Origin of the sequence: Streptomyces sp. NPDC047886 (assembly GCF_043204435.1) — a bacterium.
Taxonomy (GTDB): Bacteria; Actinomycetota; Actinomycetes; order Streptomycetales; family Streptomycetaceae; genus Streptomyces.
In genome coordinates, this window is record NZ_JBIDCF010000007.1 from 222,952 (window position 1) to 235,428 (window position 12,477).

The window sequence follows — 12,477 nt, forward strand, 5'->3', positions numbered from 1 at the left end:
GGCATTCACGCAAAGAAGGGGTTCTTGAATAAGTCCAGATATAATAAGCCCACCTATCCTTACAGAGGTGTGCTGTGGACAAACCCGCCGAGATGTTCGACCGCGACTTCGAGTGGGCCGAGCTGACCCGCTTCGCCGCCCTGCCCGGCCCGCGTGCCACCCTCGGTGTGGTCTCCGGCCGCCGCCGCCAGGGGAAAACCTTCCTCCTGGACGCCGTCACGCGGGCAAGCGGCGGCTTCATGTTCACCGCCACCGAGACCACCGAAACCGACGCCCTGCGCCAGTTCGGCGAAGCCCTCGCCCGCCATCGCGACCAGCCCACCCCGTTCCGCTTCACTCATTGGGACGAGGCCGTCACGGAACTCATGCGCATCGCCGACAGGGGCGGCCCCACCATCGCGGTCATCGACGAGTTCCCCTTCCTCGCCAAGGCCTCCCCCGCCCTCCCCTCGATCATCCAGCGCGCCCTCGACCCCGCCGCCCAGCACACCAACACCCCCGTACGGCTCCTGCTGTGCGGCTCCGCCCTGTCCTTCATGGGCGGACTCCTCGCCGGCAACGCCCCGCTGCGCGGCCGCGCCGGCCTGGAACTCGTCGTCCCCACCCTGGACTTCCGCCTCGCCGCCGAGTTCTGGGAGATCACCGACCCGCGCACCGCGCTGCTCACCCACGCCATCGTCGGCGGCACCCCCGCCTACCGCCGCGAGTTCACCCAGGGCGACGCCCCCGCCGGGCCCCACGACTTCGACGCCTGGGTCACCCGCGCCGTCCTCAATCCCGCCCGTCCGCTCTTCCGCGAGGCCCGCTACCTGCTCGCAGAGGAACCCGAACTCCACGACACCGCGCTCTACCACTCCGTCCTGGCTGCCATTGCCGCCGGAAACGCCGCACGCGGCGGCATCGCCGACTACCTCGGCCGCAAGTCCACCGACCTCGCCCACCCGCTCAACGTCCTCCAGGACGTCGGCCTGATCACCCACGAGGCCGACGCCTTCCGCCGCAACCGCTCCGCCTACCGCATCGCCGAACCTCTCATCGCCTTCTACCACGCGGTCATGCGCCCCGCCTGGGGCGATCTGGAACGCCCCGGACGCGCCCCCGCCGTCTGGCGCCGCGCCCAGTCCACCTTCCGCAGCAAGGTTGTCGGCCCGCACTTCGAACAGGTCTGCCGCGAATGGGCCCGCTGGCACGCGTCTCCCGCAACCCACGGCGGGCAGGTCACAAGGGTCGCCAGCGGGACTGTCAACGACCCTGCCGCGAAGACCAGCCACGAAGTCGACGTCGCGGTCCATGGCGAGACCGACAGCGGCCGCGAAACACTGCTCGCCATCGGCGAAGCCAAATGGAACGACGTCATGGGAAAGGGCCACCTCGAACGTCTCCAGCACATCCGTGCTCTCCTCACCGCGCGCGGCACCGCCACCGACGTCACCCGGCTGCAGTGCTACAGCGGCGTCGGCTTCACCGACGAACTGCGCCACCTCGCCGAGAACGACCCCGCCATCCAGCTGATCGATCCAGCTCGCCTCTACCACGGCGACTGACCCGGTCGCAGTCACCGCCCCTGTACGGGGAACATGGCCTCCGGATGGAAGCGCGCCGGAAACCGCCGTCCGGCAGCCGTCTCCTCGCCACCCGCCGAGTTCGAACAGATCATCCAGGAAGCGCGCCGGGAGGCGACCCAGGCTGAGCGTTCCCGAACGGAGCAAGAACGAGCTAGCCTGCAGTCAGGCAGCTGACCTGCGAAAACGGCCACTGGCTCAACTCCCGGGCCGAGGGAGCGAGCCTGATTGAGCCTGCCCATACACCAGCACTGGGGCGTAAACGTGGCGTGCATCGGCAAGGCTGCCTCACCACCGCCACCTCCAGCACGGGTCCCCGAGCCCTGCACCCAAGATTTTTCCGGTCCAGGCGAGGCCGCCGACCTCGACCTTCCAGGAGCGGAAGCGCAGGGCGGCGTCGAGCTGCCAGGTCTGTCGCTTGCCGCCTACGGTCTGCTGGTGGGCGAGGTCGTTGGCGTAGTAGCCGATGGTGCTGCCCGGCAGGGGCACCACCAACCTTATGGGCGAGGAGGAGGGGAGGTGGCTTCGCCGACCGTCGCAGTTCCGACCAACTGCCTGGCCGCTCACAGCAAACTCGCTCCGAACAGACGAAGAGGGCCCGTCAGTGAACTGACGGGCCCTCATGCAGGGCCGGAGCTAGACCACTACTTCAGCCTGTACTGCCGTCGCGTCCGCGCTGGCCCTGACCACGCACTCTTCGTGCCAACCATCCGAAGGTGGCGCTTTGCAGAAGCAGCCCTAGAGCGCCCAGCGCCGAAACCCTCCCGACGGTGATGAAGTAAAGCAAAGCCGTCAGGGGGAAAGCCGAGGCGAGAACACACAACCAGAACAGCGCGCTTCGCAGTTTCGAGTTCACCGTCATCAGTACGTCACCGTCGGCCCAATCCAGAAGTAGTAGTTCACGTAGAGCCACGGCGTCGTCTGGTTATAGCTGAACCAGCCATAACCAAAGGTGACCTTACCCTGTATCTGGTACTGAGCCGCGTTCCGCTCCTGGTAACGCTTGTTATGGCAGCGCCACTGCCTCAGGGAGAGGATTCGATTCCGGAACTGAACGTCGGTGATGAATCCACGGAACAGTGCCGTGACCATTGCCTTCTGCCAGATCGGCGCCTTCCTGTACCAGGAACTGGGCCTGCTGTGGTTGTATTTCTTCAGCGGGAACCAGCCTGTGGAAGCCGGGTATGTTATTCCACACCGCTTGATCGAGGCACAGCCAGTCAAATCGTACCGATTTACTGGATCGCCCAGACCGTACTCGTAGGCGTTGGCGTTGCCGCCATACACGGGGTCGACCGAGAGGAAGCGTCCCGTGGCCGGACTGTAAAGGCGAACGCCCATCAGAGTGACACTGTTGAGTGCTTCAGCGGAACGCTGTTTTGCGCCAAGCCAGTTGTACCGGGTTGCAGCCTGGCCAGTGCGAGGTTTGCCGTATTCATCGCTGTCCAGGGCGACAGGTTCCTTACCCGCGCTGAGCGGGAGTTGGAGAGCGATGTCACCGTGGATATTGGTGAACTGCAGGACGATGTCACCTGTCTGGCTGGTCGTCGCGGCAAGGTCGCCGGTTGCAGAGGTGACCTTACGGGTCAAAGCCCCAGTCGCGGTATCTTCAACGATCCAGCGGGGGTTGTCGCTGTCGCCGCTGTAGTGGTTGAGCTTGGAGCCGGTCTGGGTCCAGCTGGTGCCACTGCCAGTTTCAACCTTCCAGGAACGGTATCGGAGGTTGGCATCGAGCTGCCAGGTCTGGCGCTTCCCGTCCCCGGTCTGCTGATGGACGAGGTCATTGACGAAGTAGCTGACAGTGCCGCCAGGCAAGGCGGTCGTGCGACCAAAGGCGTCGTAGACGTAGCCGGTGTCGACGAGACGGTCGGCGCTGTCGTAGGCGTGGGCGGTGGTGGTACCTCCGGTGGTGGGGCAGTCGGCGCCGGGGGTACCGGACGCGCTGGTGAGGGACTTGCGGTTGGTGCGGTTGTCGAAGGTGTAGGCCCGCTTGGTGCAGACGGTGTCCGCGGTGTCCCACACGGTCGTCAGCCGGCCGGTGCGGTCGTAGCGGTAGGTCTGGTCCGACCAGCCGGCATGCTCGGTGACCTGGTCGTGTACGGACCTACTCACGGAATCGGAATAGACGAGAGTTCCGTCGCTGTCACGGGTGTAGATGCGATTGGTTGGCGTGCCACCGGTGTCCTGGATTTGCTTGAGCGTGTAACCGCCGGGCAGCTTCTCCGAGCTGAGGGAGCCGTCCGGGTCGTAGGTGGCCTGGAAGACGCCGGCGACGGAGTCGGCGGTTCGTGTCGCCAGGCCGCGCGGCTCGGCGTTGTGGTCGTAGGTGTACGTCACTGTCGAGGGGACGGTGTCGGTGACCTTGACCGGGCGGTCGAGAAGGTCGTACTCGGTGGCGGTCTTGCCTCCGTCCGCGTCTGTGTATGTGACGAGGCGCCCGAGCTTGTCGAACTGCTTGGTGATCGTGCCGCCGGTCGGCGAGACCGTCTTCACGGCCTGGCCGGTGGCCGGGTCGTACTCGGCGGTCGATTCCGCGATCGGCTGCCCAGCACCTCCGGTAATTCCGATCTTGATGGGTCGGGACGCGGCGTCGTACGTGGTCGCGGTGGTGCGGGTGACGCCGTTCGCGGTCTCGGTGACCTTGGCGGGGGCTCCCCACCAGTTGTACTCGGTGGTGGTCGTCGGAAGCTGCGACGGCTGGGAGCCACCGCCGGTGACTGCGCCTGCCGGGCCGGTGGAGCACACCAGGTCTGCCCACTCCGGGCGACCGGCGCAGGTGCCGGACCCGGTGGCGGACCAGTACGTCGTCACGCGCGTCGCGGCGTCCGTGCCGGTGGCTCCGGGAAGGAGCTGCTTGGTGATCCGGCCTTGGGCGTCGTACTCGGTGCTCTCGGTGATCGCGAGACCGCCCGGGTCCTTGATCGTCTTCGTCGGCAGACCCTTGGCCCAGTCGTACACCGTCTGAACCGCACGGGCCTCCCCCATGACGCCGGGATGCTCGCGCACCTCAGCGCCCGTGGTGGCCTTGGTGACCTGGTCCTTGACCATGGCAGTGCCGTCGGTGGGGCGACCCGCGTCGTACTCGTTGACCGTCCAGGAGCGAGCGGTCACCGAAGTGCCCGTCCGGGCCAGAGTCGTCGTCCCCGACTTCAGGTCCTCGGTCAGGTCGACCCGGCGCAGCGGACCGAACTCCTCCAGCGCGCGGGTGCCGTCCTCGTTGTAAAGAGACTTGACGGCGAGCAGGTCGGCACGCTCGGCGGACGGGAGCTGGGCGATACCGAGGTCCGCCTGGACGGCCTTGTCGTCCCCGCTCAGGCCTAGGGCGACGGCCCGGTTGCCGGCCGACAGTTCACGGACCGTGTTGCCGAAGCGGTCGTACTCGGTGGTGGAGATGTATCCGCCGGGGGTGGCCGAGTTGACCTCGCGGCCGGACACCCCGAGGTAGTGCACGTCGGCTCGCCTATAGTCGCCGACGCCGAGCGAGGGACCGGAGTGGGAGGCTGGGACGGCGTCGGCCGGAAAGACGGCGGTGGCGTCCGCGGGTGCGTCGAGCTGGCCCCACGCCTTCACGTCTGCCGCGCCCATCTTGTAAGGGGCAGCAGTGCCGGTCAGCGGGACGTCGTAGACGACGCTGGTGGCGGCGGTGCCCTCAGCCGTGTCGGCCGTGCCCTGCTTGAGGCCGGAGCGCGACGCCTTGAGCAGCATGCCCTCGCCGGCAGTGGCGGCATCGCCCGCCTTGCCGTACGTGAACTTCCACGGCAGCTCACCGGGCGGGGTCAGCTGCGTGACGCGGCCCGCCGCATCGTAGGCGTACTCCGTCTTCAGCACCGGGCTGGTGCGCGGGTTCCAGGACTCACGCAGCCGGCCCTGGGCGTCGTACGCGTACGCGTTGACCGCCAGGACCTTCGACACCTCGGCGGCCGGCTCAGTGGCCCACAGCCGGATGGACTTCACCTGGCCGACCACGTCACCGAACGCGGTGTCGGTGGCGGTGGTGGACAGCGGGTAGAGGAACTCCAGAACCCGGCAGCCCTTGGTCGCGGGATCGGCCGCACACGCGGCCGCGGTGACCGCCGAGGTCGGAGCGATGACGTACTTCGGGCGGGCGACCACCTTGCCGTTGTACGTGGTCTTCTGCGACACCACAGTGGTGGTGGAGTTGGTGAGACCGTCGAGGAGGGTGCTGGAGACCTGCCACGTCGGCACCGTCGCATCCGGCTTGGTGAAGGTGGTGACCGTGCCCTGGGTGTCGATCAGGGTGAACGAGCCGGAGACGCTGCCCTTGAGGGTCAGGCCCTCCGCGCCGGGCTCCGCGATCCACGCGGTTCTCGCCACGTTCGCGGTGAAGTGGGTCTCCTTGCCCTCGGAGTCGATCACGGCGACGGCCGTGTCAGTGATCCGGCGGACGTGGGACCAGTCGGACTCGGTCAGCTCGGCGGCCGTGCCCGCGACCCACTCCTTGCCGAAGATCGGCGCCTGCCCCTCCTGCTCGGCACCCTTGCCCGGGGTCCGCGAGGAGGCGTTGCGGGTGACGGACAGATCGAACGCGGAGGCGTCCGTGGCGGACAGCGTGTAGTCACCGGTCAGCAGGTTTATGCTGCCGGGCCCGGCCTCGCTCGTCGCGGCGCCGGAGGCGTCGCGGTCGACCACGATGGTCAGCGGCACGGTGCTGCCGGAGGCGTTGTTCGGACCAGTGAAGTCGGCCTTGATCTGGACGGTACCGTCCGGGTCGACGGTGTCGGTCGCCTTCCACACCAGCGGCGCGTTGCGACCGTTCGTCATCGGGACGGGCCAGGCGGGCACCGGGCTGCCGCCCACGGTGACGTCAGCAGTCGGGATGCGCACCCAGGGGTCGGCCTCCGAGCGGCGCCAGGAGAAGGAGACCGCGTTGTACTTACCCGCCTCCGCATCGGCGACCAGCGGCAGTCGGCGCGCGGTGCGCTCACCCTCAGAGGGCTGGACGAAACCGCCGGGGCCCGCGTGGAAGGTGTACTCGGTCGCCTCCGACTTGTTGTCCGCCTTGTCCACTGCCCTCACAAGAAGGGTGTGGGTGCCGTCCTTGGGCGGGGAAACCGTGATCGCCTTGGGAGTGGCGGAGGCGCCGGTAGAGGCCTTGGTCCAGGTCGTGCCGTCGAGCGACCACTCCAGCCAGTTCAGGTCCGCCGACGCGGGCGTGACGGTGAAGGTGCCCGCCTGACCGGCGCCCTTGACCCACGCGTTTGAGGGGTAGTCCGTCGACGTGATCCCGGTCGGCGCGGACGGCGAAGTGGTGTCGACCGTGAAGGTCTTCCACTCCGACCAGCCGAGGTTGTAGTGGGTGCCGTCGTAGGGGCTACTGCGGAACTTGTACGTCTTGCCGTTGGTCAGCACGCCGGCAGGGACAGTCACCGGAGCGGGCTGGCCGGACGGCACAAACGCCGACCGCAGGACGGCGCCGACCTGCGTGTTGGTCGCGGCGTCGAAGATCTGGTACGCGCCCTGGATCTTGTCGCCGTTGGGGTCGACGAACGTGTCCCGCAGCGTCGGCGTCGTGGTGTTGACCACGTAGGCGCCGGAGTAGGAGAAGTACGGCGGGCCCGCCTCCTGCTTGGTGCCGGTGCGCGGCCGGTAGTTGTACGTGACGACCAGCTTGGGCGGGTTGGAGGCCGCATTGGCGGAGTTGACCCGCTTCCACTGCCCCGTGACGGTCTCGTCAGAGGCGCGCAGGCCCATGTGAGACTTGGCCGCCTTGGCCGACGCCCACTCCTGCACCATCGTCGTCACGTCGGCGTTGATCCAGCCATCCGGCTGCGTGGGGCAGGACGGATTACCCCTGGTCTCCGAGGACGTGGCCTTCTTCGCGATCCACGCCGGCTGGGCCGTCCACCGCGACGAGGTCGAGGCGGCCCCGGTGGACCACACCTCCCACGGCTGCGTGGGGCACGACGAACCGGTGTAGTTGGCGGAGTGGAAGTTCCACAGCGACAGCTTCGCGTCCATCACCAGCGCGTCGGAGATCGGGCTGGTGTTCCACGAGATGAACGAACGCGCGATGCGCGGGGTGCCGTCGGCGTTCTTCGTTCCCGGGTTGCCCAGGTCCAGCTCGACGTCCGTGGACCAGTCGCGAGTCTCGCCCTGCTGCACGTAGGTGTCGAAGACGTTCGACAGTGCCGACGTCGACGGATCAACCGTCACCGGATACTTCGTCTGAGGGTCTGCGAGGAACTTCGCATCCGGGGTGACCACCAGATCGATGGTCGAGCCCTTGTGCACGACCTCCATGGCCACTGACACCCGACGGGTGTGCTCACCGGAGACCGGGTCGACGGTGGCGTCCCACATCACCGGGGCCGGCATGACGGCCTGCGTCTTGTTCTTCTTGTCGGTGAACACCACGCTGCCGTCGGCCTGCTGCTTGGCCTTCAGGCCCTTGGTCTTCAGCGGCAGGGTGTAGGTGTAGCCGTCAGCGGCAGGCTTCTGCTTGATCTCGACGAACTGCTCGAAACCCATGCGGGTCGCTTCCACGACCACGTCCGCACCGGGCACGGCGTTCTCATACTCGGCCCGGGTGCCCTCCAGCTTCGGGGCCGGCAGGCCGCCCTTCCACTGCAGGGTGATCTGCTCGTCGCCCTCACCGAGGGTCACGAGGTCAGTGGCCTTGGCGGCCTGCGCCACCCTGAGGGACGCGGCCGGGGTTCCGGTCTTGCCCGCTAGCGTAAGGCCGCGGGGGTGAGCCTGGGGCGTGACCGACCCGTCGACGCCACTCACCAAGTCAAGGTCGACGTCCCGCCAGTCACCAGTGGCGTCGTCTCGGAAGCGGACCGGACCGGCAGTCAGCTCGGTGGTGAGCGAACCGTCCTTGTTGGCCCAAGTCGTGGAGGTTTCCGTACGCTCCGACAGCGCCTCCACCCGCTTGCCGGACATCCGGGCGGCCACACGGGCCGACGGAATGTCAGCAGCCTGCGTGACCGCTCCCTTCGCCGGTTCGACGGCGGGTGCCTGACGCGGCTGTGCCATCGCCGAACTTGTGCCCTCGAACACGGTGATGGCCATAGCCAGGGCGAGACCGCTCGCTATGAAGCGGAGGCTTCCCCCGGACCAAGGCCGTCCGCGCTCCTGTAGCGCGGCTATATGAAGAAACATGATTCCTCGGTCTCTTGCGCACAACCGCACCACACCTGTGGCGCACTTGTGAACGTATCGAGGAAGAAAAGACACACAACTGCGCCAAGTGCATTCAAATCGATGGCACGAGTTCCCCGTCAACGAGTGACTTACGTCACAACCGACGAACCTACAGCTATCGGGCCGCGGCGACCCAGCAGAACCGCTATCTGCGGCACCACGGCACCAACTGGCAGTGGTCCGGCGTTCTGCCCCGTCGGTGGGCGGGCGCCGCAAGGCCTGTACTTTCTCCCCGTATGCCACCCATGGCCCATACGTCGCATCGGTGGCCTCACGACAAGATCGAGACGCTAGGTCGGCTGCCGAGGGGCGCACACAAGGGGGCATACGCGCGCACAGTCCGAAAACAGATGCGGAGCTCCTGACGTGCTGCTCGGCGCGGCCATGACTCGGCCAGGAGCCGAACCGGATCGGAGCTCGAACCGAGGCAAGTGGGACGCCACTGGGAGTTGGCTGGATTCCTGTGAGGGAGGGCTTCAGAGCGCAAAGCAAGGACGAGCTAGCCTGCAGTCAGCGGCTGACCTGCGAAAACGGCCACTGCCTCAACCCCGGGCCATGGGAACGAGCATGTCGCCCCTCCCAAAGCATCTGCGGTGCTCAATGGAACCCGACTGGGCGACGAACCTGCGTAGAGACATCTGCCAACTCTCGAAGCCCGTCCCCCCATGCCCTCGGCTGGGAACCTGATGGGAACAGCAAGACAAAGAAGGCCCGCGAAGAACTGTGAAAGATCACTCCCCTGCCTTCCCTCATCAAGCCGTTGACCTGCGGAAACGGCGAAGCATCAAGCCAGATCAGGCAAGACCAGTGAGCTTATGATCATGCTCCTAAAGCGGGTGTCGCAGGTTCGAATCCTGCCGGGGGCACAACGCGTTACCGCGCTGACCTGGGGCTCCTCCCCCAAGGAGGGGTTCCACTCGGCCTCAGACTTCCCGTCCGGGGCCGTTTGCGTGAGCGGGCGGGGAGTCGACCTCTCGAATGTCGCCTACCGGATCAGCATCGGGCGAGCATCCTGCTCCTACGCTCCGGAGGCGACTTCGCCGAGAAGAGCAGGCCGTACCGCCCAGCGCATGGCATACTCGAAGTATGGCAACTCGGAAGATCACCATCACCGTGCCGGAAGAGCTGGTGGAATCGATCAAGGAGCGCGTCGACGCACGCGGGGTGTCTGGCTACATCGCCGCCGCCGCCGCTCACCAAGACGCCATGGACCGACTGCGCGAGTTGGCCGAACGCCTCGAAGAAGAGCACGGCGCCGTGACGGACGACGAACAGCAAGCAGCACTGGACCGCATCGCCGCTATTGACGGCTGGCATGACGAGCAGCGATCACACTCGGACGAGGCCGCGTGAGCCGCACCGCCCGAGCGAAGCTGCACCGGCCGCGACAGCGCGTCTTCGTGTTCGACTCCGAGGCTCTCTCCAAGGCGGTTCAGGGCGATCGGGAGATGACCGCGCTGATCAAGACCGCTCCGCGGCTCGACATCCCCATTGTCACCTCGGCGCTCACGACCTTGGAGGCATGGGACCCTCGCGAGAAGTCGAGGCAGGCACTGTGGAACTGGACACTGTCCCGGATCCGTGTCGTCCACACGGATGATCAGGTGATCGCCATGGCGCGCGGCATGTTGAAGGCAGCCGGCCTGCATGGGCACAAGTACGCCATCGACGCCATTCTGGCGGCCGTGGCCGGGCGAGAAGCCGCGCAGGGAGCTCAGGCGACCGTCTTCACCTCCGACACCGACGACATGAATCAACTCCTCGCGGGACACTCCGTGCGAGTCGAGAAGGTCTGACGAGACGCCGCCCGCACCTCACTCCGACGACTCGCGGCTCCCCCGACTGCCCCTCTGGCCGTACACCAACGAGCCCCCTCCGTTACGGATAGCCAAGCCGACCACCGGGACGGAAAACCCACGCACCCTCTACAAGCCGCGGCGGTACGAGGACATCGGCCCAGGGCAACCGGCACTGGCCTCGCCGAGGATCGTGGATGCTCGATCACGCCGTCACCCCGCAGGCGGCTCAGCATTGTTCACGGAGACGATCAGATACGGGTCGATCTGCAACCAGAAGGCGTCGCCGCCCCGTTGAACCGCCCCGTCGAATCCCATACCGCGCAGCCGCTCCCACGCCGCAAGGGTGTCGGTGACCGCGATGCGCAGTTGGGTTCCCGGAACGTCCGTGGCCCTTTCCTTGCGGTACCACTGCCTGATGACCAGGTTCTCGAAAGAGACCCAGTCCTTGCCGCGGCGCGACGTGACCACCCCCAGAGCTGTGAGGGCTTCGTTCACGCGGCCGATGTCGGCGACAGGCAAGTAGGCTCCCTGCAGCCGGGGTTGTACGGTCGATCGGTTCACGACGTCCGCCGGTGCTTCCGCGCGAGGAACATCGTGGACATCTCCCATTTCCACGCGCCGCACCCCCCGGATGAGGAAGAGGTTCTGACCGTCCGCAGTGGTCAGACGGGTGCGATACGCCGACCAGTTGCCGGCCATCAGCGTGCCTCGACTCACGACGCGTGCCTCGCGGCGATCCGGGAGCAGAAGGCTGGCTCCGATGTCGGCGGCGTCGAGTTCGTCGAGGAACCGCGACCGTGCCTGACCAGCTTCGTCCGGGGAGGGCGGAGTCAGTGGCTCGGGAACAGGCTGGAGCAGATTCTCAGCCAGCGCGTTCAGCAGAGGCGCGTCCTGAACGGACCGGCCGTAAGAACCGAGCCATTCCTGCCCCAGCCCCGCACCGAGCAGACCGGCGGTCATGGATGCCAACGTGTCTGTGTCCGCGCCCTCTTGGCGTGCCGGGACGCCGACGCCGCGCTCTGGGCTGGAAGCGGACCGCGCGGCAAGGTATATGGCCGCCACCGCGCACAGGGTCCCTGAACCACGAGTCTTCGTCCGCGTCAGGCCATGTGTTTCCAAAAAGGCGGAGGGAGCACTGAGCGCGCCGCTCTCCAGCGAGGCTCGTGCGCTGCTGAGGAGTTCTTCCACCTCTTGCACAGTCTCGTCCCAAGCGCGTTCGTAGCCATCCGAGAACGCCTGGGACGCGGCGTCCAGCCAACGCCGGTCCAAGCCCTGCCACACCGGTTCCCGCCAGTCCTTCAGCCCGTCCAGGACCGCTTCGACGAGCCAGCCGTAAGCGAGCGGAGCGGGCTGACGCAAGCTGACCCACAGCGCGTAGGCGTGCACCAGCGCACCCAGGAGTGCGCGGGGATGTCCGTGCGTCGTCGCTGCATCGTGGATCACGTCGTGGGCCAGGTCACCGAAGGTGCCGTCGTGATGGGCGATGACATGCGGCGCGATGCGCATGGCCGCACCATTGGCTCCAGCGGCGAAGTATTTGCCCTGATCGTCGGCCCGATTTCCCCAGGCCGCTCCCTGCTTCTCCCAAGCCCGGCAGGCACGCTTGACGCCAGCCCCGGCTCCGCGTTCGTAGTCGAGAAGGAAGGGCCACTCCACTCGTTGGAGCCAAGGAAGCCACTGATCCCCGGCAGTGAGACGAGCACGGGCCACGGCAATCAGCATCTGGGTGTCGTCGCTGTACTCGCCGGGCCCGATGTCCTCGACGATCGGGCGGAAGCGGCTGCCAGCCATGCGCTGCCAGGCGAAGAATCGTCCGGAGACTTGGCTCAGGGGCGGCAGCGAGCGTGTGCGGTCCCGCCGCTCGTAGGGCCAGCCCATGGCGTCCCCGACGGCCGCCCCGACGAGCATGCCGCGGGCCCTGTCGGTCCATGGGTGAAGCTCAGCGTTCACGT

General features: G+C 67.0%; 6 protein-coding genes. 3 read left to right on the forward strand and 3 right to left on the reverse strand.

What is annotated here, in order from left to right:
• The first annotated feature begins 92 nt into the window (after positions 1 to 92).
• A complete protein-coding gene (locus tag ACGF5U_RS23840; protein WP_392715245.1) occupies positions 93 to 1,544 on the forward strand; it encodes an ATP-binding protein in 1,452 nt (483 codons plus the stop codon).
• Positions 1,545 to 1,850: 306 nt separating this feature from the next.
• On the opposite strand, the gene ACGF5U_RS23845 is transcribed toward ACGF5U_RS23840, so the two are convergent.
• Complete coding sequence (locus ACGF5U_RS23845; RefSeq protein ID WP_392715172.1) at positions 1,851 to 2,054, reverse strand: hypothetical protein; 204 nt, start codon at positions 2,052 to 2,054, stop codon at positions 1,851 to 1,853.
• Between the two features lie 369 nt (positions 2,055 to 2,423).
• Entirely contained in the window at positions 2,424 to 8,594 is a 6,171-nt protein-coding gene (locus ACGF5U_RS23850; protein ID WP_392715246.1) for a DNRLRE domain-containing protein, read from the reverse strand.
• 1,218 nt (positions 8,595 to 9,812) lie between these two features.
• Between ACGF5U_RS23850 and ACGF5U_RS23855 the strand changes: the two genes are divergently transcribed.
• Positions 9,813 to 10,079, forward strand: a complete 267-nt coding sequence (locus tag ACGF5U_RS23855; protein ID WP_180685965.1) for a hypothetical protein — start codon at positions 9,813 to 9,815, stop codon at positions 10,077 to 10,079.
• A complete protein-coding gene (locus ACGF5U_RS23860; RefSeq protein ID WP_392715173.1) occupies positions 10,076 to 10,522 on the forward strand; it encodes a hypothetical protein in 447 nt (148 codons plus the stop codon). Before ACGF5U_RS23855 ends, ACGF5U_RS23860 begins: the two co-directional genes overlap by 4 nt.
• A 213-nt stretch (positions 10,523 to 10,735) precedes the next feature.
• Here ACGF5U_RS23860 and ACGF5U_RS23865 read toward each other — a convergent pair whose 3' ends face one another.
• On the reverse strand, positions 10,736 to 12,475 hold the full coding sequence (locus ACGF5U_RS23865; RefSeq protein ID WP_392715174.1) for an ADP-ribosylglycohydrolase family protein: 1,740 nt from the start codon (positions 12,473 to 12,475) through the stop codon (positions 10,736 to 10,738).
• Between the last annotated feature and the right edge of the window lie 2 nt (positions 12,476 to 12,477).

Excerpts from the sequence above, each read along its gene's own strand:
- ACGF5U_RS23850 (WP_392715246.1), bottom strand. The coding sequence starts at position 8,594 with ATGGCCATCACCGTGTTCGAGGGCACAAGTTCGGCGATGGCACAGCCG.
- ACGF5U_RS23855 (WP_180685965.1), top strand. The coding sequence starts at position 9,813 with ATGGCAACTCGGAAGATCACCATCACCGTGCCGGAAGAGCTGGTGGAA.
- ACGF5U_RS23840 (WP_392715245.1), top strand. The coding sequence starts at position 93 with ATGTTCGACCGCGACTTCGAGTGGGCCGAGCTGACCCGCTTCGCCGCC.